The 26,206-nt window shown below is 70.1% G+C and carries 22 protein-coding genes; 13 read left to right on the top strand and 9 right to left on the bottom strand.

Features of this window, described 5'->3' with window-relative positions; translation table 11 throughout:
• Nucleotides 1-263 precede the first annotated feature (263 nt).
• The 3 genes from ABD120_RS06405 to ABD120_RS06395 form a co-directional block, all read right to left on the bottom strand.
• The gene (locus ABD120_RS06405; RefSeq protein ID WP_343948760.1) at nt 264-1,037 is read right to left on the bottom strand and encodes a CbtA family protein; all 774 of its coding nucleotides are present in this window, start codon (nt 1,035-1,037) and stop codon (nt 264-266) included.
• An 8-nt stretch (nt 1,038-1,045) separates the two neighbouring features.
• Nucleotides 1,046-1,234 carry a CbtB domain-containing protein gene (locus tag ABD120_RS06400; protein ID WP_343948759.1) on the bottom strand — a complete coding sequence of 63 codons (189 nt, stop codon included), beginning with the start codon at nt 1,232-1,234 and terminating at the stop codon, nt 1,046-1,048.
• A 179-nt stretch (nt 1,235-1,413) separates the two neighbouring features.
• On the bottom strand, nt 1,414-2,151 hold the full coding sequence (locus ABD120_RS06395; RefSeq protein ID WP_343948758.1) for a TetR/AcrR family transcriptional regulator: 738 nt from the start codon (nt 2,149-2,151) through the stop codon (nt 1,414-1,416).
• Nucleotides 2,152-2,305: 154 nt separating this feature from the next.
• Here ABD120_RS06395 and ABD120_RS06390 point away from each other — a divergent pair, with 154 nt between their 5' ends.
• A complete protein-coding gene (locus ABD120_RS06390; RefSeq protein ID WP_343948757.1) occupies nt 2,306-4,993 on the top strand; it encodes a cation-translocating P-type ATPase in 2,688 nt (895 codons plus the stop codon).
• Here the strand turns inward: ABD120_RS06390 and ABD120_RS06385 are convergent.
• Nucleotides 4,983-5,873 carry a LysR family transcriptional regulator gene (locus ABD120_RS06385; RefSeq protein ID WP_343948756.1) on the bottom strand — a complete coding sequence of 297 codons (891 nt, stop codon included), beginning with the start codon at nt 5,871-5,873 and terminating at the stop codon, nt 4,983-4,985. The two genes, ABD120_RS06390 and ABD120_RS06385, sit on opposite strands and share 11 nt — an antisense overlap.
• A gap of 248 nt (nt 5,874-6,121) precedes the next feature.
• On the opposite strand from ABD120_RS06385, the gene ABD120_RS06380 reads away from it, so the two are divergent.
• From ABD120_RS06380 to ABD120_RS06340, 9 genes are all read left to right on the top strand, one after another.
• On the top strand, nt 6,122-7,606 hold the full coding sequence (locus tag ABD120_RS06380) for an MFS transporter (RefSeq protein ID WP_343948755.1): 1,485 nt from the start codon (nt 6,122-6,124) through the stop codon (nt 7,604-7,606).
• Nucleotides 7,607-7,638: 32 nt separating this feature from the next.
• Nucleotides 7,639-9,999, top strand: coding sequence for a S9 family peptidase (locus ABD120_RS06375; protein ID WP_343948754.1), 2,361 nt, complete (start codon nt 7,639-7,641; stop codon nt 9,997-9,999).
• A gap of 117 nt (nt 10,000-10,116) precedes the next feature.
• Nucleotides 10,117-10,746 carry a class I SAM-dependent methyltransferase gene (locus ABD120_RS06370; protein ID WP_343948753.1) on the top strand — a complete coding sequence of 210 codons (630 nt, stop codon included), beginning with the start codon at nt 10,117-10,119 and terminating at the stop codon, nt 10,744-10,746.
• Nucleotides 10,747-10,979: 233 nt separating this feature from the next.
• Nucleotides 10,980-11,069, top strand: a complete 90-nt coding sequence (gene kdpF / locus ABD120_RS06365; RefSeq protein ID WP_343948752.1) for a K(+)-transporting ATPase subunit F — start codon at nt 10,980-10,982, stop codon at nt 11,067-11,069.
• Nucleotides 11,069-12,718 (top strand): potassium-transporting ATPase subunit KdpA, encoded by a 1,650-nt coding sequence (gene kdpA / locus ABD120_RS06360; protein WP_343948751.1) that lies wholly within the window; start codon nt 11,069-11,071, stop codon nt 12,716-12,718. Before kdpF ends, kdpA begins: the two co-directional genes overlap by 1 nt.
• A 1-nt stretch (nt 12,719) precedes the next feature.
• Nucleotides 12,720-14,813: a potassium-transporting ATPase subunit KdpB gene (kdpB, locus tag ABD120_RS06355; protein ID WP_425563931.1), complete on the top strand. Its 2,094-nt coding sequence runs from the start codon at nt 12,720-12,722 to the stop codon at nt 14,811-14,813.
• Nucleotides 14,813-15,646 carry a potassium-transporting ATPase subunit C gene (locus tag ABD120_RS06350; protein WP_343948750.1) on the top strand — a complete coding sequence of 278 codons (834 nt, stop codon included), beginning with the start codon at nt 14,813-14,815 and terminating at the stop codon, nt 15,644-15,646. The genes kdpB and ABD120_RS06350 overlap by 1 nt, the downstream gene beginning before the upstream one ends.
• Before the next feature lie 5 nt (nt 15,647-15,651).
• Nucleotides 15,652-18,192, top strand: a complete 2,541-nt coding sequence (locus tag ABD120_RS06345; RefSeq protein WP_343948748.1) for a sensor histidine kinase — start codon at nt 15,652-15,654, stop codon at nt 18,190-18,192.
• Nucleotides 18,189-18,857 (top strand): response regulator, encoded by a 669-nt coding sequence (locus tag ABD120_RS06340; RefSeq protein WP_343948747.1) that lies wholly within the window; start codon nt 18,189-18,191, stop codon nt 18,855-18,857. Before ABD120_RS06345 ends, ABD120_RS06340 begins: the two co-directional genes overlap by 4 nt.
• A gap of 499 nt (nt 18,858-19,356) precedes the next feature.
• Here the strand turns inward: ABD120_RS06340 and lysA are convergent, their stop codons facing one another.
• Complete coding sequence (gene lysA / locus ABD120_RS06335) at nt 19,357-20,730, bottom strand: diaminopimelate decarboxylase (protein WP_343948746.1); 1,374 nt, start codon at nt 20,728-20,730, stop codon at nt 19,357-19,359.
• Nucleotides 20,730-20,990: an SAV_915 family protein gene (locus ABD120_RS06330; protein WP_343948745.1), complete on the bottom strand. Its 261-nt coding sequence runs from the start codon at nt 20,988-20,990 to the stop codon at nt 20,730-20,732. The genes lysA and ABD120_RS06330 overlap by 1 nt, the downstream gene beginning before the upstream one ends.
• A 565-nt stretch (nt 20,991-21,555) precedes the next feature.
• Between ABD120_RS06330 and ABD120_RS06325 the strand changes: the two genes are divergently transcribed.
• Nucleotides 21,556-21,903 carry a MerR family transcriptional regulator gene (locus ABD120_RS06325; RefSeq protein WP_343948744.1) on the top strand — a complete coding sequence of 116 codons (348 nt, stop codon included), beginning with the start codon at nt 21,556-21,558 and terminating at the stop codon, nt 21,901-21,903.
• Here ABD120_RS06325 and ABD120_RS06320 read toward each other — a convergent pair.
• Nucleotides 21,900-22,547 (bottom strand): class I SAM-dependent methyltransferase, encoded by a 648-nt coding sequence (locus ABD120_RS06320; RefSeq protein ID WP_343948743.1) that lies wholly within the window; start codon nt 22,545-22,547, stop codon nt 21,900-21,902. The genes ABD120_RS06325 and ABD120_RS06320 overlap by 4 nt on opposite strands.
• Before the next feature lie 123 nt (nt 22,548-22,670).
• Here ABD120_RS06320 and ABD120_RS06315 point away from each other — a divergent pair, with 123 nt between their 5' ends.
• Complete coding sequence (locus tag ABD120_RS06315; protein ID WP_343948742.1) at nt 22,671-23,216, top strand: TetR/AcrR family transcriptional regulator; 546 nt, start codon at nt 22,671-22,673, stop codon at nt 23,214-23,216.
• On the opposite strand, the gene ABD120_RS06310 is transcribed toward ABD120_RS06315, so the two are convergent.
• Complete coding sequence (locus ABD120_RS06310; protein ID WP_343948741.1) at nt 23,207-23,563, bottom strand: ArsR/SmtB family transcription factor; 357 nt, start codon at nt 23,561-23,563, stop codon at nt 23,207-23,209. The two genes, ABD120_RS06315 and ABD120_RS06310, sit on opposite strands and share 10 nt — an antisense overlap.
• Nucleotides 23,564-23,742: 179 nt before the next feature.
• Between ABD120_RS06310 and ABD120_RS06305 the strand changes: the two genes are divergently transcribed.
• On the top strand, nt 23,743-24,708 hold the full coding sequence (locus ABD120_RS06305; protein ID WP_343948740.1) for a cation diffusion facilitator family transporter: 966 nt from the start codon (nt 23,743-23,745) through the stop codon (nt 24,706-24,708).
• A 56-nt stretch (nt 24,709-24,764) separates the two neighbouring features.
• On the opposite strand, the gene proS is transcribed toward ABD120_RS06305, so the two are convergent.
• Nucleotides 24,765-26,195 (bottom strand): proline--tRNA ligase, encoded by a 1,431-nt coding sequence (gene proS / locus ABD120_RS06300; RefSeq protein ID WP_343948739.1) that lies wholly within the window; start codon nt 26,193-26,195, stop codon nt 24,765-24,767.
• Between the last annotated feature and the right edge of the window lie 11 nt (nt 26,196-26,206).

Genomic DNA, 26,206 nt, shown 5'->3' with positions numbered 1-26,206 from the left:
TGCCCAAGACCCGCACCGGAAACCGAACCGAGAGCCTGACCAGAGGCAGGGCCGCTGGCGGAACCATAAGAGGCACCGGGGGTCGGGCCGACGCAAGGGCCGATGCAGGGGTCGCTACCAGGACGAGGGCGGACGTAAGGGCCGAGGATGGCGCCGAGGGGCATGGCGGCGGCCAGGCTCGCCGGGTCGGCGGCCTGGTCGTCGGGGAAGCAGGCCGACCGCGTGCCCGGCGTGGTGGCCTGCCGTACGAACAGCACCCCGGTTCAGGTGTGCTGCGGGATCACGGCCGGTCGGCGCGCGGCCGCCCAGCCGAACAGCACGCCGAACACGGCCCAGAACACGAACTGGGTTCCCAGGGAGGCGATCCTGAAGTCCCACAGCAGCGCCGCCGGGAAGCCGTCCGGCACCTCGTTCACGGTGGGCAGCAGCGCCAGGGCCGCGATCGCGGGGACGAGGAAGGCGGCGACGGCGGCGCCGTACCGCTGCCACGGTCCTGCGGTGACCCGTCGCGCGGTCGCGACGGCGATGGCGGTGGCGGCGAGGCCGACGAGGATCATCACCAGGTAGAGGACGGTTCTGCCGGTGATGGTCTCAGGGTCGCCGACGGCGGGCGGGTTGGCCGGATATTTCAGGAACGGGAGGAGGATGACCGCGACGAACGCCATCCCGGCGGCGACCAGGGCGAGCGCGCCGCCGTCACGGGGTCCGACGCGGCCGTGCAGCCCGGCGTAGACGAGCGCGAACACGCCGCCGACGGCCAGGCCGTACAGGCCGGTGGCGAGGAAGAGCCCGGCCTTCTGCCCGGGACGGCTGACGATCGCCTCCTCGTCGTGACCGTGCGGCGCGGCCTCTTCCGGTGCCGGCCCAGCAGGCCCGTCCGATGCGGTCCCGTCCGAAGGGGCCCCCTTCGCGGCGGCTTCTTCCAGGGCGATGGCGGCCTCCACGTGCGGCTCGCCGAAGACGTAGGCGAACCCGCCCGCGACGAGCCCGGCCAGGAGCCCCAGCAGCAGGCCCCTGACCAGCAGGGTGCGAACCACGCGCGCCCCTAGTGGCACGGCACGCCGAGCAGATGCCGCCCGTCGTGCATGAGTTCGTGCAGGTAGGCGCCGGTCTGCGAGAGAGCGCCGTTGTCCATGAGGACCAGGTAGGCGACGAGCAGCAGGACGGGCACGGCCAGCAGCCAGGGGCGCAGGCGCGGCAACGGGATCGTGGAAGGAGTGGTCAGCCCACTCATGGTGCCTCCTCAGGGATGACGCGTCCCAAACAGTGAGGTCACGTCCGCCTGAGCGACCTGGCTCCCGGGACCGTGGTCCCGGATACAGTGGCGCGTCCGCACCGGCTTCTCACCGGATTTCCCTCAGGCAACCGTGAAATCTACCGGAACGTATCCTTTCCTCCCGTTCGCGTCAATAATCAGTCCTGGGCCGACAGCCTGACGGTGATGCCGTCCAGGAAGAGGTCGAGGCCGTAGACGAAGTTCTCGTCGTTCCACTCATGCATGTCGCCCTTCGGCCACACCTGCGTGTAGTACTCCTTCAGGAGCGGCTGTTCCTCGGCGATCTGCTCGGCCGTCTCGCGCAGACTGCGCGTCCACTCCTGTGGGTCCTGCCCGCTGCGGGCCATCAACGACAGGAAGGACGCCTCGCTGCCGGCGATGCCGACGACGTAGGCGGTCAGGGCGGAGTTGGCCCGGTCGGCGTCCGCGAGGTCGAAGCCCGCCGCCCTGAACAGCCCGAGCATCCGCTCTGACTGCCGCATCAGGTTGGGGCCGAGTTCGACGAGCGCGACCTGGCCGAGCACGGAGGCCACCCACGGGTGGCGCAGGATCATCGCGCGCAGACTGTGCGCGGTGACGGCGAGTTGCTCGCGCCACGCCTTCGGGTCGGCGACCTCGGGCACCTCGACCTCGCCGTACACCTCGTCGACGACGAGTTCGATCAGCTCGTCCTTGTTGGCGACGTGCCGGTAGAGCGAGGTGGCCCCGGCGTTGAGCCGGGTGCCCAGGGTGCGCATGCTCAGCGCGTCGATCCCCTTCTCGTCCAGCAGGCTCAGGGCTTCGGCCACGATCCGTTCGGGACTGAGCGCGGGCTGCTCGCGCCGCTTGCGCTGACGGGCCCAGACCGACGGGATTGTCTGCTTGTTAGCTGCCATACCCTCAATATAGCGCACACTGTTCGCAATCTGCGCACGAATTCATAGCTGAGTACAGCGTGCGCAACCCAACCGGAACCCGGTCCCGTAAAGAGCTCGCAAGTGCGGCGAGGTGTCGCAGAACGGACGCCGACCTCGCTCCTAGCGTGGTCACATGACCCACGACGCCTGGCACGCGACACCCGCAGACGAGGTGGCCGCCCGGTTCGGGGTGAACGCCGCCGACGGGCTGGACCCGGCCGAGGTCGCGCGGCGCTGCGAGGAGTACGGCCCCAACCGGCTGCCCGAGGCCCCGCGCGAGCCGCGCTGGCGGGCCTTCCTGCGCCAGTTCCAGGACCTGCTGATCCTCACCCTGATCGGCGCCGCCGTGGTGAGCCTGCTGGTCGCCCGCGAGTGGGAGACCCCGGCCATCATCGTGCTGGTGGTGCTGCTCAACGCCACCATCGGCTTCGTCCAGGAGGCCAGGGCCGAGGCGTCGCTGGAAGCCCTGCGGAAGATGCTGCACACCGAGGCCACCGTGATCAGGGACGGCGCCGCCGCCCGGATCGACGCGGCCGACCTGGTGCCGGGCGACCTCGTCGACCTCGACGCCGGCGACCGGGTGCCCGCCGACGGGCGGCTGCTGTCGTCCACCTCGCTGGAGGTGCAGGAGGCCGCGCTGACCGGCGAGGCCGAGCCGAGCGCCAAGTCGGCGCAGGCCCGCGTCGCCCCTGACGCGCCGCTCGGCGACCGAGGCACGGCGGTGTTCATGAACACGATCGTCACCAGAGGCCGCGCCCGCATGCTCGTGACCGCCACCGGCGCGGACACCGAGATCGGGCGGATCGCCGGGCTGCTCCAGCAGACCAAGCCGGCTCCGACGCCGCTGCAACGCCAGATCGACCGGCTCGGGCGCACGCTCGCGATCATCGCGGCCGGGGTCATCGTGGTCGTGTTCGTGCTCGGGCTGCTGCGCGGGCAGCCGATCGGCACACTGTTCACCACGGCGGTGTCGCTGGCGGTGGCGACCGTACCGGAGGGGCTGCCCGCCGTGGTGGCGTTCACGCTGGCCATGGGCACCTCGCGGCTGGCGAAGAAGGGGGCGATCGTCAAACGGCTGGCCTCGGTCGAGACGCTGGGCAGCACCTCCCAGATCTGCACCGACAAGACCGGCACGCTGACGCTCAACCAGATGACCGCCCGCGAGCTGCGCCTGCCCGAGCGCAGGTTCACGGTCTCCGGCCACGGCTACTCCACCGAGGGACGCATCCGCAGCACCGACGAGAACCCCGCCGAGGGCCCGGGACTGTACGCGGCGCTGCTCGGCATGGCGCTGTGCGCGGACGCGGTGGTCCACGACGAGCAGGACGTGGTCGGCGACCCGACCGAGATCGCGCTGGTGGTGCTGGCGGAGAAGGGCGGCGTCGACGTGGCCGCGCTGCGCCGCAGGCACCCCCGGCTGGCCGAGGTGCCCTTCGACTCCGACGAGAAGTTCATGGCCACCTTCCACCGGACCGGGGAGGGGACCGTACGGTGTTTCGTGAAGGGCGCGCCCGACGTGCTGGCCGTCCGCACGCGCGCGTACGTCTCCGCCGACGGCACCGCCCCGTCCTTCGACGCGGCGGCCCGCGACCGGTACACCGTGGCCAACGGCGAACTCGCCGAGCGGGGCCTGCGTGTTCTCGCGATCGGTTTCAGGGACCTGCCCGACCTCGACCCGGACGCCGACCCGAAGTCCCTCGTCGCCGACCTGACGCTGCTGGCTCTCGTCGGCATCGTGGACCCGCCGCGCCCCGAGGCCGCCGCCGCCATCGCGCAGTGCCACGAGGCTGGCATCCAGGTCCGTATGGTCACCGGCGACCACGCGGTCACCGCCTCGGCCATCGCCCGCGACCTCGGCATCCCCGGCAAAGCGGTCACCGGTGCGCAGCTCGACGCCCTCTCCGACGCGGACCTGGCCGCCGAATTGCCGCGCGTCGGGGTGGTCGCCCGGGTGACCCCGCAGCACAAGATCCACATCGTCGGGGCGCTCCAGAGCACCGGCCAGGTCGTGGCGATGACCGGCGACGGTGTCAACGACGCCCCCGCGCTGCGCAAGGCCGACATCGGCGTCGCCATGGGGATCACCGGCACCGAGGTCAGCAAGGAAGCCGCCACGATGATCCTCACCGACGACAACTTCGCGACCGTGGTGGACGCGGTCCGCGAGGGGCGCGGCATCTACGCCAACATCGTGAAGTTCACCCGGTTCCAGATCTCGACGGCCTTCGGCTTCGTGCTGACCTTCCTGGCCGCCTCGCTGACCGGCCTGGCGGGCGGGGCGCCGTTCACGGCCGTGCAGATCCTCTTCGTCAACCTGGTCATGGACGGCCCGCCCGCACTGTCCCTGGGTGTGGACCCGACCAGCCCCGACGCGATGAAACACCCGCCGCGCCCGCGTGCGGAGCCCATCCTGACCACCGAGCGGCTGATCAGGCTGGTGATCTCGGGCCTGGTCATGGCGGCGGGCACGCTGGCGGTGCTCGTGCTGGCGCCGGGGCAGCCGCCCCTGGCCGGGCAGGCGTCCGTGGCGGGCACGATGGCCTTCGTCACGTTCGTGTTCTTCCAGGTGTTCAACCTGATCAACGTCCGCGACGACCTGCGCAGCGCCTTCCACCGCGACACCTTCGCCAACCCGACCACGTTCGTCGCGATCGGGGTGGTGCTGGTGCTGCTGGCGGCCATGGTGGAGTGGCCGGACCTGCACGGCTTCTTCACCGTCACCGACCTCACGCCCGCCCAGTGGCTGGTGTGCGCGCTGGTCGGCTCGGCGATCCTGTGGGTGGGCGAGCTGTCGAAGGCGGTCCTGCGGGCTAGAGCCTGAGCGTGCCGGTGTCGCGTACGGCCTGGGCGAGCGCGCGGATCAGGTCGTTCTCCCGGTCGGTCCGCCAGACGAGCGCCCAGCGCAGCATCGCGCCGTCGCGTACCGGCAGGTAGACGATGTCGGGGCGGACGTGGTAGCGGACGGCGTGCTCGCCGAGCAGGTGCACGGCCTCCCCGGTGCCGACCAGGTTGAAGATGTCCTCCAGGTCGCCGATCCGCTTCGCGTGCCTGGTCACCCGCTGCCCTCTGGGGGTGAAGAAGGGGATGAAGGCGTCCTCGTAGTACTCGGGGTTGCCGGTGCCGTGCAGCACCGCCCGGTCGGCGAGCGTCTCCAGGGAGACCGTCTCTCTGGAGGCGAGTTCGCTGTCCGGGCTCACCACCATCATCAGCGGCTCGATGTGGACGACGGGCCCGACGGTGAGGTCGGACTCCTCGACCGGCAGCCAGGTGATCAGCGCGTCGATCTCGCCGTTGCGCAGCGGGTCGAAGGCGTCGTTGAAGGGGCTGTGCCGGATCCGCAGGTCCACCTCCGGATGGCGGGCGCGGAAGGTCTGCCAGTAGGGCCGCAGGTCGTAGGCGTTGCTGGCGATCGTCCCGACCCTCAGCATCTGCGTCTTGCCCAGGGCGGCGAGCCTGGTGCGTTCCAGGCTGTCCAGCAACCCCTGATAGATCGGGCGCAGGTCGGCCCGCAGCCGTTCCCCGAGCACGGTGAGCATCACCTTGCGGCTGGTGCGCTCGAACAGCGGAGCGCCCACCATCCGCTCCTGCTTCTTGATCGCCTGCGACACCCTGGCGGGTGAGACGTGCAGGCGGGCCGCCGCCCTGCCGAAGTGCAGCTCCTCGGCGAGCGTCAGGAAGATCTCGATATCCCGAAGCTCCACCACGCCCCCCGGAGTCTCATGAATCCCCCGATCCTTAACTTCTGAGTTAACCGCTATTGCGTGATCGCGCATTGTTCCCAAGCTGGGCAAACACCAAGCTTTAGGTCGGGGGCGATCAGTCTGCATCGTAATCGCCGACCTGACCGAAATTCCACGCATACCAGCTACCAACTTGCGCACACCGTTCCCTATGCGTACAGTGTGCGCAAGACGCGACGACCGTACGCACCGCTTGAGAGGTTGACCCGATGGAAGCGAAGAACCCACGCCGCTGGTGGATCCTGATCGTGCTGTGTCTCAGCACCCTCGTCCTGGTCATCGACAACATGGTCCTGACCGTGGCGGTCCCGCCGCTGGCCGCCGACCTGGGCGCCACCCCGCAGGACATCCAGTGGATCCTCGACTCCTACATCCTGGTCTTCGCCGGCCTGCTGCTGACGGCGGGCAGTCTGTCCGACCGGTTCGGCCGCCGGAAGGTCATGATCATCGGCCTGGCGCTGTTCGGGCTCTCCTCCTTGGCCGCCACCTTCGCGGCCGACCCCGTGCAACTCATCGTGGCCCGCACCGTGATGGGCATCGGCGGCGCGCTCATCATGCCGAGCACCCTGTCGATCCTCATCACCGTCTTCGACGACACCGAGCGCCGCAAGGCCATGGCCGCGTGGAGCGCGGTCGCGATGGTCGGTCTGGTCGGCGGCCCGGTGCTGGGCGGCGCGCTGATCGCCTGGTTCTGGTGGGGCGCCGTCTTCCTCATCAACGTGCCCATCGCCGTCATCGCCATCGTCGCCGCCCTCGCCCTCATGCCCGAGTCCAAGGGTCCGAAGGTCAAGCCCGACCCGCTCGGCGCGATCCTGTCCGTCGTCGGCATGACCGGCCTGGTGTGGACCATCATCGAAGCCCCGCACGGCCTCAACTGGACCAGCCTCGCCGCCGCCGTCCTCGGCCTGGTCGGCTTCGTGGTCTGGGAGCTGCGGGTCAAGGAGCCGATGGTCCCGCTCAACCTGTTCCGCAACCGCCTGTTCTCCGGCAGCAGCCTGTCCCTGACGCTCGTCCAGATCGGCAACGGCGGCCTGCTGCTCGTCCTCACCCAGTACCTGCAGTACGTCCTCGACTACACCCCCACCCAGGCCGGACTGGCCTTCATCCCGATGGCCGGCGCCTCCCTGCTGTTCAACGCGCTCGGCGCCACCCTCGGCGCCAAGGTCGGCAACCGCGTCATGATCGTCGCCGGCCTGCTGACGATCGCCACCGGATTCGGCCTGATGTCCACCCTGGACGCCGACACCGGCTTCGTGTTCACCGCCTTCGCCCTGTTCGTCCTCGGCGCCGGCGGCGGTATGGCGATGCCCTCCGCCATCGCCGCCCTCATGAGCACCGTTCCCCCGGCCCAGGCCGGCGTCGGCTCCGCCCTCAACGACACCATCCAGCAGGCGGGCGCCGCGCTCGGCGTCGCCGTCCTCGGCAGCGTCGTCAGCGCGGGCTTCACCAACGCGATGCCCGGCTCGGCCCCCGAGGCGGCCACCCGCTCGATCGGCGAGGCCCTCGCCCTCGGCGACGGCGCCATCGCCCAGGCCGCCCGCAGCGCCTTCACCACCGCGATGTCCGACAGCTTCCTGATCAGCGCCTTCGCCGTGGTCGGCGCCGCCGTACTCGCCCTGTTCGTCATGAGGCAGCCCAAGGCCGCCGCCACGGCGGAGCAGGACCGGCAGCCCGCCATGGCCGCCCACCACTGACCCGCCACGAGCCGACGAGAGAAGAGACCATCATGACCACCAGCCTCACCTGGGACGCCAAGGGCAACTGGCAGGCCGCCGGCCAGCGGGAACAGCTCACCGTCGAACAACCCAAGGCCGAAGTCGCCGCCTCCGCCTACCGGACGGCAGAGACGCTGCTGCGCCACAACCGGAGCAAGCTGGTGCGCGGCGACCGGATCCGCCCGAACTGGATCGAGGGCGGGAGGCGGTTCTGGTACACGGTCTCCACCTCGGCGGGCCGCCGGTTCATCCTGGTCGACCCGGGCGCCGGACTCCGCCGCCCCGCCTTCGACCACGCCCGCCTCGCCGAGTCCCTGGCCACCGCCACCGGGCAGCCCGTGGACGCCGCCGCGCTGCCGTTCGAGGCCATCGACGTGGACGATGACCGGGCGGTCTCCTTCTGGACGAACGAGGGCGTCCACTGGCGGCTCGACCTGGCCACGTACGAGGTCACGCGGACCGAGGGCAGCCCACCACCCGATTTCATGGAACCGGCCTCCCCTGACGGCGCGCACGCGGTCTTCAGCCGCGACCACGACCTGTGGGTGCGCGGCCGGGACGGCGTCGAGCGGCAGCTCACCCGTGACGGCGGGAAGGACCACGAGTACGGCGAGAGCCCCTTCGTCCCGCTGGCTCTGCTGAACAAGCTCGGCCTGACCGGTCTGCCGCCGATGGTCGCCTGGTCTCCGGACTCCACCAAGGTGCTCACCCACCTCACCGACCTGCGCCGGGTGCGCGAGGTCCACCATGTGCAGGCGGTTCCGGCCGACGGCTCGGAACCCCGGCTCGTGACCCAGCGCTACGCCTACCCCGGCGACGAGCACCTGCCGCTCGGCCACTACGTCGTCGTGGACGTGGCCACGGGCCGGGTGGTCCCGGCCCAGGCCGACCCGGTCCACGTGCCGCTCATGTCGCCGATCGCGATCCGCTGGGCCTGGTGGGCCGACGACAGTTCGGCCGTCTACTATCTCCGGCAGTCGCGCGACGTGCGCACCCTGCAACTGGAGCGCCTCGACCCTCGGACCGGCGAGGTGACCGTACTGATCCGCGAGAGCGGCCACACCCGGGTGGAGCCCGCCCACCAGCAGGGCCAGCTTCCCATGGTCAAGGTCCTGTCGACGGGCGAGGTCCTCTGGTACTCCCAGCGTGACGGCTGGGGCCACCTCTACCTGTACGGCCGGAGCCCGTGCGTGCGGCTCACCTCGGGCGAGTTCGCCGTCCAGCAGATCCTGCACGTGGACGAGGCCGCGCGGGTCGTGTACTTCACCGCCACCGGCCTGGTCGCCGACGACCCGTACCGCCGCACGGTCTGCCGCGTCGGCCTCGACGGCTCCGGCTTCTCCCGGGTCACCGTGGACGACCTCGACCACGCGGTCACCGTCCCGGACAACCCTGAGGACAACCCCTACTTCATCGACACGGCCTCCACCACGGGCACCGCGCCGCTGATCAGCGTGCGCGGCTGGGACGGCCGCCTGCTCGTCGAGCTGGAGCGGGCCGACATCAGCGCGCTGGTGGCGACCGGCTGGAGCGCTCCCGCCCGGTTCAAGGTCAAGGCCGCCGACGGCGTCACGGACGTCTACGGCGTGCTGTACAAACCACACGACTTCGACCCGCGCCGCAGCTACCCGGTCATCGACCACCCCTACCCCGGCCCGCACATCCAGCGGGTGAGCCCGGCCTTCGACCCCGGGCTCCTCGGCACCGACGCCGAGGCCCTGGCGGCGATCGGGTTCGTGGTGATCGCGATGGACGGGCGCGGCACGCCCTGCCGCGACAAGGCTTTCCACGACTTCTCGTACAAGAACTACGAGTGCGCGGGCGGCCTGGTCGACCACGTGGCGGGCATGCGCCAGCTCGCCGCGAGCCGGCCGTGGATGGACCTGAACCGGGTGGGCGTCTTCGGCCTGTCGGGCGGCGGGTTCGCCACCGTGCGCGCGATGATCGATTTCCCCGACTTCTACAAGGTCGCCGTCGCCGACGCGGGCAATCACGACGACCGCTACTACCACGCGGGCTGGGCGGAGACCTACGAGGGCCCCGCGAGCGAGGAGGACTACGTCCGCTCGTCCAACGTCGAGGGCGCCGACCGGATCGTCGGCAAGCTGCTGCTGATCCACGGCGGCAACGACGACAACGTCCACGCGCACCTCACGTTGCGGCTGGTCGAGCGGCTGATCCAGCTCGACAAGGACTTCGAGATGCTGATCGTCCCGGGTGCCGAGCACACCTTCTGGGGCTACGAGCACCACGTCTACCGCAGGAGGTGGGACTTCTTCGTCCGCCACCTGCTCAACGTCGAGCCGCCGAAGGGCGTCCGGCTGACGCCGGCACCGATCGACGGCGAGCTGATCGCCGAGCTGTTCGGCTGATCACATGGAAGACCCCCGCGATGGCAGCGGGGGCCTTCCGTATGAAAGGGATAGCCGCCCGCCACGATTGCGTAGGGACGGCGCCCACTGACCGCCCCCGCCGCCGATAGTGGAGACATGGCAGTGCGAACCGACGAACCCCCTGATACCGCCCGGAGCCTCGGCCGAGGCATCGAGCAGTTCCACCACCCGCGCCCGATCTACGCCGGCGGCTGGCCCACCCCCGAGCGGGTTCGGCTGATGGCCGGGCTGTCGGGCCGGGTCCTGGAGTTCGGCGCGGGCGACGGCGTCAAACTCACCTGCTATCCCGCCGAGGTGAGCGAGGTCGTGCTCGTGGAGGCCGACCCCTTCCTGCGGGGGACGGCCGAGCAGGTCGCGGCGCGGGTGACCGTACCGGTGCGGGTGGTCGGGGGGAGCCTGACGCGGGTGCCCGCGCCCGACGCCGCCTTCGACGCGGTCGTCACCTCCCTGGCGCTGTGCGCGTCGCCGTCGGCCGCGAAAACCCTCGAAGAGGTACGGCGGGTGCTGCGCCCCGGCGGCGAGCTGCGCTTCTACGAGCACCAGCGCTCGGCCAACCAGTTGCTGGCCACCTGCGAGAAGCTGCTCTGGTCGCGGGTCCTGGGCGGTTGCCACCCCGCCAGCGACTGCCTGGCGGCGCTCGACCGGGCCGGTTTCGCGATCATCGGCCTCGACCGCCTGACCTACTGCCACGTCTCCCATGTGCTGGGCAGCGCCCGGCCACGGTAGTCCCAGCCGCCTCGTATGAGGGGCGTCAATTCTCACGCTCAGCCCGTATGGAAGCCGTCAAGAACGGCAAAACCGGGCAAATCTGGGGTTTTGCTTGGGCTGTAGCCGCCGATCTGACGGCTAGAGCAAGCACCCCGGAATTGAGGAGTGAGGATGGCTGACGTCATCTTCGTCACCCTGACGATCGCGATCTTCGTGGTCTTCGGGCTTGTCGTGAAGGCGGTGGAGCGCCTGTGAGCGCCGTTAACGCCACCGGCCTTATCCTGGCCGCCGCCCTGGTGGTCTTCATGGTCATCGCGCTGCTCTTCCCGGAGCGCTTTTGATGGCCGGAGCAGTCTTCGTCATCTCGCTCATCGCCGTGCTGGCCCTGCTGCACAAACCGTTCGGCGACTACATGCACCGCGTCTACACCGGAGCCAAACACCTCGCGGTCGAACGCGGCGTCTACAAGCTCCTCGGCGTGGACCCGAACGCCGAGCAGCGCTGGAGCGCCTACGCCCGCAGCCTGCTCGCCTTCTCCCTGATCTCCGTACTCGTCGTGTACGGCATGCAGCGCCTCCAGCAGACGAGCTGGTTCGGCCAGAACCTCGGCCCGGTCACCGACCACATCGCCTGGAACACCGCCATCAGCTTCGTGACCAACACGAACTGGCAGGCCTACTCCGGCGAGTCCACGATGACCTACGCCGTGCAGATGGCGGCCTTGGCCGTGCAGAACTTCGTCTCCGCGGCCGTCGGCATGGCCGTCGCCATCGCCCTGGTACGCGGCTTCGCCCGCAGGCAGTCGGACACGCTCGGCAACTTCTGGGTGGACCTCGTGCGCGGCACGCTGCGCATCCTGGTCCCGATCGCCTTCGTCGGCGCCCTGGTGCTGGTGGCGGGCGGACTGATCCAGAACTTCACCGGCCCGCAGGAGATCACCACCCTCACCGGCGGCACCCAGACGCTCACCGGCGGCCCCGTGGCCAGCCAGGAGGCGATCAAGGAGCTCGGCACCAACGGCGGCGGCTTCTACAACGTCAACTCCGCCCACCCCTTCGAGAACGCCACGAGCTGGACCAACTGGTTCGAGATCCTGCTGATCCTCATCATCCCGTTCTCGCTGCCCCGCACCTTCGGCAAGATGGTCGGCCAGGTCAAGCAGGGCTACGCGATCGTCGCTGTCATGGGCCTCATCGCGATCGCCAGCGTGACCCTCACCAACGTCTTCGAGCTGAGCGGCAACGCCACCGTGCCGCAGGCGGTCGGCGCCGCGATGGAGGGCAAGGAGGTCAGGTTCGGCGTCTCCAACTCGGCGACCTTCGGCGCCGCCACGACGCTGACCTCGACGGGTGCCGTCAACTCCTTCCACGACTCGTACACGCCGTTCGGCGGCATGATGACGATGTTCAACATGATGCTCGGCGAGGTCGCCCCCGGCGGCGTCGGCTCCGGCCTGTACGGCATGCTGATCCTCGCCGTCATCACCGTCTTCGTCGCCGGACTCATGGTGGGCCGCACCCCCGAGTACCTCGGCAAGAAGATCGGCGCCCGCGAGATCAAGCTGGCCTCCCTGTACTTCCTGGTCACCCCGACGCTGGTGCTGGTCGGCACCGCGTTCGCCATGGGCTCGGCCGAGCAGCGGGCCGGCATGCTCAACTCCGGGCCGCACGGCCTGTCCGAGGTGCTCTACGCCTTCACCAGCGCCTCCAACAACAACGGATCCGCCTTCGGCGGGCTCACCGTCAACACCCCGTGGTATGACGTGGCGCTCGGCCTGTGCATGGTGTTCGGGCGGTTCATCCCCATCATCCTGGTGCTGGCGCTGGCCGGGTCGCTGGCCAGGCAGGCTCCCGTCCCCGCCTCCGTGGGCACCCTGCCGACCCACCGGCCCCAGTTCGTCGGCATGGTCGTCGGCGTGACGATCATCCTCGTCGCGCTCACGTTCCTCCCGGCGCTCGCGCTCGGCCCCATCGCAGAAGGACTGTCCTGACATGTCAACCCCAGTGCTCGACGCGCAGGGCATGGCTCCCGAACCGAAGAACAGGAAGGTCGGCGGCGGTCTGCTCGACCCCGGGCAGATGCTCAGGTCGCTGCCCGACGCCCTGAAGAAGCTCAACCCCACCACCCTGTGGCGCAACCCGGTCATGTTCATCGTGGAGCTCGGCGCGGTCTTCACCACCGTGCTGGCGATCCTCGAACCCTCGTTCTTCGCGTGGGCGATCGTGGTCTGGCTGTGGCTGACCGTACTGTTCGCCAACCTGGCCGAAGCCGTCGCGGAGGGCCGGGGCAAGGCGCAGGCGGCGACGCTGCGCAAGGCCAAGACCGACACGATGGCCCGGCTGAAGTCCGGCGAGAGCGTCGCGGCTCCCCTGCTCAAGCAGGGTGACGTCGTGGTCGTCGAGGCCGGGGAGATCATCCCCGGCGACGGCGACGTGATCGAGGGCATCGCCTCGGTCGACGAGTCGGCCATCACCGGCGAGTCCGCGCCCGTCATCCGCGAGTCCGGCGGCGACCGCTCGGCCGTCACCGGCGGTACCAAGGTGCTGTCCGACCGGATCGTCGTCCAGATCACGCAGAAGCCCGGCGAGAGCTTCATCGACCGGATGATCGCCCTGGTCGAGGGCGCCAACCGGCAGAAGACGCCGAACGAGATCGCGCTGAACATCCTGCTGTCCGCGCTGACGATCATCTTCCTGATCGCCACCGTGACCATGCAGCCGCTGGCCATCTACTCCAAGATGGTCAACCCCGGCGTACCGGACTCTCCCGCGCTCGACGCCGACGGCGTCACCGGCGTGGTGCTGGTCTCGCTGCTGGTCTGCCTGATCCCGACCACGATCGGCGCCCTGCTGTCGGCCATCGGCATCGCCGGCATGGACCGCCTGGTCCAGCGCAACGTGCTGGCCATGTCCGGCCGCGCCGTCGAGGCCGCGGGCGACGTGTCCACGCTGCTGCTGGACAAGACCGGCACCATCACCCTCGGCAACCGGCAGGCCGGCGAGTTCGTCCCGGTGGCGGGCGTCACCGAGCAGGAACTCGCCGAGGCGGCGCAACTGTCCAGCCTCGCCGACGAGACCCCGGAGGGCCGCTCCATCGTGGTCTTCGCCAAGGAACGGTACGGCCTGCGCGAACGCCAGCCCGGCGAACTCGCCCACGCCGAATGGGTGCCGTTCACCGCGCAGACCCGCATGTCCGGCGTGAACCTGGACGGCCGCGAGGTCCGCAAGGGCGCCGCCACCGCCGTCATGAAGTGGGTACGCGACAACGGCGGCCACCCGACCGACCAGGTCGGCGGGCTCGTCGACGCCATCTCCGGCTCTGGCGGCACCCCGCTCGTCGTGGCGGAGAAGGGCCGCGTGCTCGGCGTCATCCACCTCAAGGACGTGGTCAAGGCCGGCATGCGCGAGCGCTTCGACGAGATGCGCCGCATGGGCATCCGCACTGTCATGATCACCGGCGACAACCCGCTGACGGCCAAGGCCATCGCCGACGAGGCGGGCGTGGACGACTTCCTCGCCGAGGCCACCCCCGAGGACAAGCTGGCGCTGATCAAGAAGGAGCAGGAGGGCGGACGCCTGGTCGCCATGACCGGCGACGGCACCAACGACGCCCCCGCGCTCGCCCAGTCGGACGTCGGCGTCGCCATGAACACCGGCACGTCGGCCGCCAAGGAGGCCGGCAACATGGTCGACCTCGACTCCAACCCGACCAAGCTCATCGAGATCGTCGAGATCGGCAAGCAGCTGCTCATCACGCGCGGCGCGCTCACCACGTTCTCGATCGCCAACGACATCGCCAAGTACTTCGCGATCATCCCCGCGATGTTCGCAGCGGTCTACCCCGGCCTCGACACGCTCAACATCATGCGGCTGGACAGCCCGCAGTCGGCGATCCTGTCCGCCGTCATCTTCAACGCGATCATCATCGTCGCGCTGATCCCGCTGGCCCTCCGAGGGGTCCGCTACCGCCCGTCCAGCGCCTCCAAACTGCTCAGCCGCAACCTGTACGTGTACGGCCTGGGCGGAATCGTGGCGCCGTTCATCGGCATCAAGATCATCGACCTGCTCATCTCAGGGATCGTCTGATGGAACGTCTTCCCGGCTGGATCCGCCAGCACCTCGCAGCCGTCAGGGCGGTGCTCGTCCTCACGGTCGTGACCGGCCTCGTCTACCCGCTCGTCACCACCGGCGTGGCACAGGCCCTGTTCAACAACAAGGCCAACGGCTCGCTCATCGACGGCAAGGGCAGCGAGCTCATCGGCCAGTCCTTCACCGACAAGGACGGCAACCCGGTCAAGAAGTACTTCCAGTCCCGGCCGTCCGCGGCCGGCGACGGCTACGACCCGCTGTCCACCTCCGCAAGCAACCTCGGCCCCGAGGACGTCATCGACACCCTGCCCGTCCCGGGCGCCAAGGACGACGAGGGCAAGCAGTCCCTCCTCACCCAGGTCTGCGCCCGGTCCAAGGCCGTCGGCGAACTCGAAGGGGTCAGCGGAGCACGGCCGTACTGCACGCCGGACGGCGTCGGCGCGGTGCTGAAGGTCTTCGCCGACCGCGCCGTCAGCGTCAACCAGGCCTGCCCCGCCACCCCGTTCACGGCGACCTACCAGGGTCTGCCCGTCGAGTGCGGCAAGCCGGGCGAGGACTACGCGGCCGGGCGGACCGTACCCGTGAAGGGCGAGGTCTCCCAGGTCGCGGTGCCCGCGGACGCGGTCACCGCGAGCGGCTCCGGGCTCGACCCGCACATCTCCGAGGGCTACGCCCGGCTCCAGGCCCCCCGCGTGGCCAAGGAGCGCGGCCTCGACCGGGCCAGGGTGGAGGCCCTGGTCAAGGAGCACACGACCGCCCGCGCGCTCGGCTTCATGGGCGAACCCGCGGTCAACGTCCTCACCCTCAACCTGGCGCTCGACAAGGAGTGAGCGCAGTGGCACGCGGGCGGCTACGGGTCTATCTGGGGGCGGCGCCCGGGGTCGGCAAGACCTACGCGATGCTCAGCGAGGGCCGCAGGGCGCTCGGCAGAGGCCGGGACCTGGTCGTGGGATTCGTCGAGACCCACAACCGGCCCCGGACCGCCGAGCTTCTCGCGGACATGGAGCTCATCCCCCGGCAGAGCCTGCTCTACCGGGGGTCCTCCTTCACCGAACTCGACGTCGACGCCGTCATCGCGCGCGCGCCGAAGATCGTCCTGGTCGACGAGCTGGCCCACACCAACGTGCCGGGCTCGCGCAACGTCAAGCGCTGGCAGGACATCGACGAGATCCTCGACGCCGGGATCGACGTGATCTCCACGGTCAACATCCAGCATCTGGAGTCGGTCAACGACGTCGTGCAGGAGATCACCGGGATTCCGCAGCGGGAGACCGTACCGGACGAGGTCGTACGGCGGGCCGACCAGGTCGAACTGGTCGACATGTCGCCGGACGCGCTGCGACGCCGGATGGCCCACGGCAACATCTACACACCGGAGAAGGTGGACGCGGCGCTGTCCAACTACTTCCGCGTCGGCAACCTGACCGCCCTGCGCGAACTCGCGCTGCTGTGGGTGGCGGGCAAGGTGGACGACCAGCTCGACCGCTACCGGGCCGAGCACGGCATCTCCCAGACCTGGGAGGCGCGCGAGCGGGTCGTGGTCGCCCTCACGGGCGGCCCCGAAGGCGACACCCTGGTACGGCGGGCCGCCCGCGTGGCGGCCCGCACGAAGGGTGCCGACCTGCTGGCCGTCCACGTGACCAGCGCCGACGGGCTGGCCGGCGGCGACCCCGCCAACCTGGCCCGCCAGCGCACCCTGGTCGAGAGCCTGGGCGGCACCTACCACCAGGTCGTCGGCGACGACATCCCGAGGGCGCTGCTCGACTTCGCCAGGGGCGTCAACGCCACCCAGCTCGTGCTGGGTGCCTCGCGCCGGGGCCGGTTCGCGCAGATGTTCTCGCGCGGAGTCGGCGTGGAGACCACGGCGCTGTCCGGCTCCATCGACGTCCACATGATCACGCACGAGGAGGCCAAGAAGGGGCGCCGGCGCCCGCAGCGCTCACGAGCCGCGCTGACCCGCAAGCGCCGGGTGGCCGGCTGGGTGCTGTCGGTGGTCGGGATGCCGCTGCTGACGGCGATCTTCTGGCCGTTCCGCGACGACCTGTCGCTGCCCAGCGAGATCCTGCTGTTCCTGTGCATGGTCATCGGCGTGGCGCTCATGGGCGGCATGTGGCCGGCCATCACGGCGGCCATCGGCGGATCCCTGCTGCTCAACTACTACTTCACACCGCCGGTCGGGCAGTTCACGATCTCCGATCCGGAGAACCTGTTCGCGCTGGCCGTCTTCCTGGTGGTCGCCGTCGCGGTGAGCTGGATCGTGGACCTCGCGGCCCGCCGTACGAGAGAGGCGGCGAACGCCACGGCGGACGCCGAGGTGCTCTCGACCCTCGCCGGGCACGTGCTGCGCGGCGAGGCCGCGCTGCCCTCGCTGCTGGCGCGGATGCGGGAGACGTTCGGGCTGGCCTCGGTCACCCTGCTGGAACGCATCGGCGAGCCCAGCCCGGACGACCAGTCGGAGCCGGAGTCCTGGCGCATCATCGCGACCACGGGCGCGACCCCGTGCACCAACCCGGCCATGGCGGACACCGACATCGTCATCGACGAGAGCCTGGTGCTCACCGCCAAGGGGCGGCTGATGGAGGCCGCCGACCGGCAGGTGCTGGAGGCGTTCGCGGCCGAGGCGGCGGTGGCGCTGCGCCAGCAGCGGCTGCAGGAGGAGGCCAGGCAGGCCCGGCCGCTGGCCGAGGCGGACCGGATGCGCACCGCGCTGCTGGCCGCCGTCAGCCACGACCTGCGCACCCCGCTCGCCTCCGCCAAGGCGGCCGTCGACTCGCTGCGCAGCACCGAGATCGTCTGGTCCGACGAGGACAGGGGCGAACTGCTGGCCACGGCCGAGGAGTCGCTCACCAAACTGGGACGGCTGGTCGCCAACCTGCTCGACATGAGCCGCCTCCAGGCGGGCGTGCTGGGCGTCGCGCTCCAGCAGGTCGCCCTGGAGGAGATCGTGCCGAGGGCCGTGGACGACCTCGGCCCGCTGCGCGAACGCGTCGAGGGGGACATCTCCGTCGAGCTCCCCGAGATCACCGCCGATCCGGCGCTGCTCGAACGGGTGCTGTCCAACCTCATGTCCAACGCCGTCCGCTACAGCCCGCCCGGCCAGGGCGTGCTCGTCACCGCCAGCTCGCACGGCGAGCACGTGGAGATCCGTGTCATCGACCGGGGCCCCGGCATCCCGCCCGAGGCCCACGACCGCGTCTTCCTGCCGTTCCAGCGGCTCGGCGACCGCGACAACCACACCGGTGTCGGCCTCGGCCTCGCCCTCTCCCGAGGGCTCACGGAGGCCATGGGCGGCACCCTTGACCCCGATGAGACGCCAGGGGGAGGTCTCACCATGATCCTCACTTTTCCCATCTGCTCGAAACCGGTGACGACGTGACCCGTGTCCTGATCGTCGACGACGAACCCCAGATCCTGCGCGCCCTGCGCATCAACCTCATCGCCCGCCAGTACGAGGTGGACGTCGCCCCGGACGGCGGTGCCGCGCTCAGGCAGGCGGCCGAGCACCCCCCGGACCTGGTCATCCTCGATCTCGGCCTGCCCGACCTCGACGGCGTCGACGTCATCCACGGCCTGCGCGGCTGGACCAGCATCCCGATCATCGTGCTGTCCGGGCGCGCGGGCAACCAGGACAAGATCGAGGCGCTGGACGCCGGCGCCGACGACTACGTGACCAAGCCGTTCGGCATCGACGAACTGCTCGCCCGGGTGCGGGCCGTGACCCGGCGGGCGGCCATCCACGAGGCCGAGCTGGCCCGCATCCAGGTCGGCGAGCACGTCGTGGACCTGACCAGCAAGACCGTCTCAGGAGAGGTACGGCTGACGCCCACCGAGTGGCACATCCTGGAGATCCTGCTGCGCAACCCCGGCAAACTGGTCAGCCAGCGGCAGTTGCTGACCGAGGTGTGGGGCTCCAAATACATCAAGGAAACCCACTACCTGCGCCAGTACATGACCCAACTGCGCCGCAAACTGGAACCCGACCCCGCCCACCCGGTACACCTGATCACCGAACCCGGCATGGGCTACCGCTTCACCCCGTGAACCTGGCCTGGTCGGCGTCAACCCAGTCAGCCCTGATCACCGGACCTGATATGGGTCACCGCTTCACCCCGTGACAGTGATGACGGAGATGAGCGCTTCCTCTGGTCCGCAACGAGATCTGTCGGCCCTGGCGGCGAAGTGCTCATCCGCACTCACCGGACGCGGTACCTGCGACCTCGTCGGAGCCTGGCCACCCGCCCGGCATGGATTACCGCTCCACGCCCTGACACCCACCCCCCGCATGAGCGACCGCTTCGCACGCAGAAACCTACTCCGGTAGGAGCGACCGCTTCGCCCGCTGACGCCGAGCGACCGGTGTCGGCGGGTGACACGCGAAAGAGAGCGCCGCGGCCTGCGGCGCTCCCTTTCGTGGGAACAGTGCTCCACGTGAAACACGTGATTCACGTGGAACACCGCTTGGGATGTCAGAGCAGGAGGGTCAGGACGGCCACGACCGCGATGAGCGCGACCAGCCCGACCGCCTCCGGCCGGATCCGGCTCACAGCCCCACCTCCCTCCGCATCAGGTCCTCGATCTCCTCGCGCCGGACCACCAGCCGGGCGGCCCCGCCCGCCACCGCGACGACCGGCGGCCGGCCGGTCAGGTTGTACGTCGAGGCCATGGAGTGGTGGTAGGCGCCGGTGGCGGCCACCGCCAGCACGTCGCCCGCCCTGATGTCGGCCGGCAGCGGCACGTTCTCCGCGATCACGTCACCGGCCTCGCAGTGGTGGCCGACGAGCGTCGCCTGCCTGGTCACGGTGGCCGAAGCGGCGCAGTTCGCCGAGGTCGCCGAGTCGCGCGGTGGCGCTGGGCGTGACGTGCGGCCGACCAGGCGGGCCGTGTACCGCGCGCCGTACAGGGAGGGGCGGGGGTTGTCGCTCATGCCACCGTCCACGGCGACGAACGTGCGGGTGAGGGTGCGCTTGACGGCGATCACCCGGTAGAGCGTGAGCCCGGCCGGGCCGCTGATCGCCCGCCCCGGCTCCACGGTCAGCCGGGGCGCCGGCAGGCCCAGCCCGGCGCTGCGTTCCTCCAGTGCGGTGAGGACCGCGCGGGCGTAGGCGTGCGGGCTGAGGCCCTGCTCCGCCTCCAGGTAGGCGATGCCCTGCCCGCCGCCGAGGTCGAGTTCGGGCAGCACCACGCCGTGGGTGTCGCGGACGCGAGCGTACTGCTCGACCATGATCCGCACCGCCCGCACGTACGGCCCGACCTCGTCGATCTGCGAGCCCAGGTGGCAGTGCAGCCCGACGAGCTGCAGCGACGGCTGCCCGAGCACCCGCGCCACGGCCACGGCGGCGTCGCCGGAGGCGATCGACAGCCCGAACTTCTGGCCCTCTCCCCCGGTGCGGACCGCCGCGTGCGCCCCGGCCTCGATGTCGGGGATGACGCGCAGCAGCACCTTCTGCCGACGTCCCTGCGGGACGAGGACGGCCAGCCGGGCGATCTCGGCCAGGTTGTCGATGACGATCCGGCCCACGCCGTCGTCCACCGCCTGCTGCAGCTCGCGCGGCGTCTTGGCGTTGCCGTGGAAGATCACCCGTTCGGCGGGGAAGCCGATGGAACGGGCGATGGCCAGCTCTCCTCCGGAGCACACGTCGAGGCTGAGCCCCTCCTCGACGATCCAACTGGCCACCGCCCGGCACAGGAACGCCTTGGCGGCGTAGGCGACGTCGGCGCCCGGCAGCGCGTCCTTGAACGCTCTGCAGCGTCCGCGCAGGTCGGCCTCGTCCACGACATAGGCCGGGGTGCCGAACCGCTCGACGATCTCCATCAGTGGCACGCCGCCGGTCTCGGCGGCGGGCGTGAACACGGTCGTGGCCGACCACGGCCCCGAGGTGTCCTGGGCGGCGAGGTCCTGCTGGAGAAGGCACATCAGGCGACACCCGCAGAGGTGCCGGTCATCGTCCCCGCCGGGTCGATGACGACTCCGGTGACGCCGAGTTCGGCCGTCATCCCGCGCAGCGCGGGCTCGGTGAGCCGTACCCACTGCTGCCGGGTCCCGAGGACGGCGGCCAGCCGGAGCGGGGAGCTGAAGGCGACCGCCGTCCTGGCGCCCGAGGGAGTACGGAACAGCCGCAGCGCCGTGGCGTACCTGCTGACCCGGACGGGGACGAACAATCGGGGTTGTGACATCGAATGCCTCCTGCGGAAATCTCTCCGCTAAGGACGCTAGGCCGATACATCGAAATGTCAGCCGATCGATATGTAATCCGGACGCCAATCGCCTGAATGCTGACGCCGGACTGATGCCACACCTCCGCAACCCGCGACGACACACGGAGGGCCGCGACCACACCGACCGCCCGAACGCCGCCGCCCCACCTCCACGACCCGCGGCGACACACCCGGGGCGTCAAGAACGCGTAGGGATTCCGCCGGTGACAGTAGTGATCCCATCAAGAGTGGTTGCCGCCCTTTCCCGGCAGGGCTTCTCTATAGCTGGCATCCGAGAAAAGGGGATATGTGATGACCATTGAGAACCTTGTCGGCCTGCTCATCGCCGCTGCCCTGATCGGCTACCTGTTCCTCTCGACCCGCCGTCCGAAAAAGTTCTGAGCTCCCCAGGAATCCGATCATGAAACGCGTGACCCCCTGACAGACGGTCTACCCGGCCGATCCGCAAGGGACCGTCTCCACCGCCTTGCCGCAGGCGGGTAGGCTTTCACCCTGAGGTTGGAGCCGAGGCTACGGAGCCGACATGCGGATCGGAGAGCTGGCGCGGCGCACCGGGGTCAGTGAACGGCTGCTGCGCTACTACGAGGAACAGGGCCTGCTCGACCCCGCACGACGCAGCAGCGGCTACCGCGAATACACCGACGAGCACATCGACGTCGTCGCAAACATCCGCAGCCTGCTGGCCGCCGGGCTGAGCACCAGCACGATCGCCGTCGTCCTGCCGTGCCTGCGCCCCGACGGCGATCATCTCGTCCCCACCTGCCCCGTGGTGGTCGGCCAGTTGCGCGACGAGCGGGAACGCATCCGCCGCGCGATCGACGACCTGCGAGCGTCCGAGCGGGCCCTCGACCGGGTCATCACCGCCACCTAGGGACGGCGGGCCCGGACGTAATAGAGCATCACCGGCAGTTCCCCCTCCTCGACCACCTCGAAGCCCGCGTCAGGGATGAGGCCGCCGAGCAGGTCACGCGGGTTGTGCCGCATCGGCGACCCGGAGAACTTCAGCATGACGTGCGCGAGCAGCGGATTCGTCGGCGGCCTGAACTCGGCGATCAGCAACCGCCCGCCGGGACGCAGCACGCGGTGCATCTCGGCGAAGGCCGCCGCCCGCGCCGCCACCGGCAGGTGGTGAACGGCCAGGCTGGAGGTCACCACGTCCATGGACGCATCAGGCAGGTCGAGCCGCTGCGCCTCGCCGACGACGTACGCGCAGTCGGCGGGCGCCTGCCGCCGCGCGTGCTCGATCATGGGCACCGACAGGTCCACCCCGGTCACCTGCCCGGACGGCCCGGCGACCTGGGCCATGATCCGGCTCAGGTAGCCGGTGCCGCAGCCGACGTCGAGCACCCTGTCGCCGGGACGGACCCCGGACAACGCCGCCAGCCGGGTGAACATCTCCCGTCGCCGCCCGAAGAAGCCCAGGTCGGAGAACAGCTCGTACGCTCGCGGGCGGTCGATCGTGCCGCCTTCCTCCGCGTGTTCCGCGTGGCCGTGCAGCAGCTTCCCGAGTCCCATGTCGCCACCTTTCTGAACAGTATGTTCACTTATGAATGATCTGTTCGTTAACGTGGACGGGTCAACGGTTGGTTTCGGCGTGCTGTGCCGTACCGAATGAAATGAAGGGAAGTGTCCGGAAACGTGGACAGGCGTGTGCGGCGCACCCGGCAGGCGATCCAGCGGGCGCTGGTGGAGCTCATCCTGGAGAAGGGCTACGAGCCGGCCACCGTCACCGACCTCATCGACCGCGCCGACGTCGGCCGCTCGACCTTCTACGCGCATTTCACCGACAAGCAGGCGGTGCTGTTCAGCAGCCTCGACGAACTGGCGTTCCTGCGCCCGGCGCCCAGCGGCGACGGGCCGTTGTTCGCGTTCAGCCTGCCGATGTTCGAGCACGTGGCCGAGCAGCGCAGACTGGTCCGCGCGCTGCTGGGCAGGCGGGGCGGCAAGGCGGTGATCACCAGGAGCGAGCAGATCCTCGCGGGGATCGTGCGCGAGGAACTGCTCGCCAGGGGTGCCACCGCGTCGGTCTCGCTCGACCTGACGATCACCTGCGTGGTGGGGGCGTTCATGGCGCTGGCGCGCACGTGGGCGGACGAGGAGATCACGGCCACTCCCGCAGAGATCGACGCGGTGTTCCGCGCGACCGTGGGGCCCGGGGTGGCCGCGACGCTCGGTCAGTCGTGACGCGGAATGCCGCTGACCTCGTGGTCGGCGTGGAACAGGGCCTCGTCGATGACGGCCCTGACGTGTGAGTCCCTGGCCCGGTAGAGCACCCGGCGGCCGTCTCGGCGGGTCTCGACCAGTCCGCTCAGCCGCAGTTTGGCCAGGTGCTGCGAGACCGAGGGGCGGGCGACACCGATCTCGGCCGCGAGCGTGCCGACGTCGAACTCGCCGTGCGACAGCAGCCACATCAGCCGCAGTCTGGTGGCGTCGCTGAGCATGCGGAACGCCTCGATCGCGGCCGCTACCTGCGCGCTCGTGGGTTGTTCCTGCGAAGGGGTCGCACCTGATTCGTTGTCGCGTGCGTACATGAATACATATGATGCCCCTAAACCCAGCAAAAGCAAACGAGGCACGCACAATGGCCGAACTGGACCCCCCACAGCAGCACGAACCCGAGCCCGACACGGAACATCGACCCGCCCACGGACACGGGCATGGCCACGGGCATGGCCACGGACACGAGGGCGCGTGGGGGATAAAGCGTCTTATGTCGGTGTTCACGCCGCACAGTCATGACAGTCTCGACAAGACCGACAGCGCCCTGGAATCCAGCAGCCGGGGCATGCGGGTGCTGGTCATCTCGTTCGCGGCCCTCATGGTCACCGCCTGCGTGCAGGCCGTCATCGTCGCCTTCTCCGGCTCGGTCGCGTTGCTCGGCGACACCCTCCACAACTTCGCCGACGCCCTGACCGCGATCCCGCTCGCCATCGCCTTCTCCGTCGGCCGCCGCGCCGCCACCCGCCGCTTCACCTACGGCTACGGCCGCGCCGAGGACCTCGCCGGAATCATCATCGTCCTCCTCATCGCCGCCTCGGCCGGACTGGCCGGGTACGAAGCCGTCAAACGCCTCATCAACCCCGAGAACGTCCAAGCCCTCGCCCTCGTCGCCGCCGCCGGAGTCATCGGCTTCCTCGGCAACGAGGCCGTCGCCCGCTACCGGATCAAGGTCGGCCGCGAGATCGGCTCAGCCGCGCTGGTCGCCGACGGCCTGCACGCCCGCACCGACGGCTTCACCTCCCTCGCCGTCCTGCTCGGTGCCGGAGGGGCCGCGCTCGGCTACCCGATCGCCGACCCGATCGTCGGCCTGCTGATCACGGCGGCCATCCTGTTCGTCCTGCGCGACGCCGCCCGCGAGATCTACCACCGGCTCATGGACGCGGTCGACCCCGCCCTGGTGGAACAGGCCGAACAGATCCTCACCGCCGTGCCGGGCATCGCCCGGGTGGGTTCGGTACGGCTGCGCTGGATCGGCCACGCCCTCCACGCCGAGGTCGAGATCGCGGTGCGCCACGACCTGTCGCTGGTCGAGGCCCACGCCGTGGCCGTCGAGGCCGAGCACCGCCTGATCCACGACCTGCCGAGGCTGCGGGCGGCAACCGTACACGCCGATCCCGACGGCCCCACCGGCACCGACCACCACGCCGTCCTCCTCACCCACCGACCGGCCCAGTAGCGCGCACACCTTGGAGTCCCAGGCGCCCCGTGCGCGGTTGGCACACCCGTGTGCTGTCAGTACGCGCGCCCGAACAACACCCTCTTCCCGTACGCCGACGGCCTCCCGCAGCGGACGCATGTCCCCTCCGCCTCGGGAGCGTCGTTCGGCACGCACCGCGCGGTGGCCGCCGTCTCGGCCTTGATCTGCTGCTCGCACGCCGCCTCCCCGCAGTGGAAGGCGGCCGCCCACCCATCCGCCGCAGCGGCCCGGAACCCCGCCCAGTCGTCCACCGCCGACGTGGCGGCCGCGCGGAAGTCGGCGGCCCGCCGCAGCAGCAGGTCCTGGAACTCGTCCAACGCCCGGGGGACGATCTCCTCCAGGTCCGCCAGTGCGACGTTCTCCTTCTCCCCGCCGATCCGCCACGCCAGCACGGCCGAGGCGGCGGCGAGATCACGCGGCCCGAGTTCGAGCCGCAACGGCACCCCGCGCAATTCCCACTCGTTGTACTTGTACCCCGGCGAATGCTGCGGCCGATCGTCCACATGCACCCGCACCCCGGCCGCGGCCAGCCGCTCGGCCACCCGCGCCGCCGCGGCGGCGATCTCCTCCCCGCGCCCGATCGGCACGACCACCACCTGGTACGGCGCCAGCCGAGGCGGCAGCACCAGCCCCCTGTCGTCGCCATGCGTCATGATCACCGCGCCGATCATGCGGGTGGTCATCCCCCATGACGTCGTATGACACGTTTCGAGCCGCCCGTCCTCGGCCGCGTACCGGATGCCGAAGGCCCGCGCGAAATTCGTCCCCATGTAGTGGGACGTCCCAGCCTGCAGCGCCTTCCCGTCACGCATCATCGACTCGATCGTGAACGTCCGCGCCGCGCCCGCGAACCGCTCGCCGGGCGTCTTCTCCCCCGGCACGACCGGCATGGCGGCGACATCCCTGGCGACCTCGGTGTAGATCCGCAGGGCGAGCATGGTCTCGCGCATGGCGTCCTCGGCGTCCGCGTGCGCGGTGTGCCCCTCCTGCCAGAGGAACTCCGTCGTACGGAGGAACGTGCGCGGCCGCAGTTCCCACCGCACGACGTTGGCCCACTGGTTGAGCAGCATGGGCAGGTCACGGTGCGAGGAGATCCAGCGCGACATCATCTCGCCGATGATCGTCTCCGACGTGGGCCGGACGACGACGGACTCCTCCAGCTCCTTGCCTCCGGCGTGCGTGACGACGGCCAGCTCGGGCGCGAACCCCTCGACGTGCTCGGCCTCCCTGTCGAGATAGCTCGCCGGGACCAGCAGGGGGAAGTACGCGTTCTGGTGGCCGGTCGCCTTGATGCGCCGGTCGAGTTCCTCCTGAAGCAGCTCCCAGATCCGGTAACCGTACGGTCGGATGACCATCGTGCCCCGCACCGGACCACGGTCGGCGAGCTCCGCCCTGGTGATCACTTCGTTGTACCACGCGGAGAAGTCTTCGCTCTGAGCGGTTACGGCCCGGCCGTCCTTGGTCATGCGCAGACGAT

The sequence above is a fragment of the Nonomuraea longicatena genome, assembly GCF_039525605.1.
Taxonomy (GTDB): Bacteria; Actinomycetota; Actinomycetes; order Streptosporangiales; family Streptosporangiaceae; genus Nonomuraea; species Nonomuraea longicatena.
This window is presented reverse-complemented; position numbering and strand designations above follow the sequence as displayed.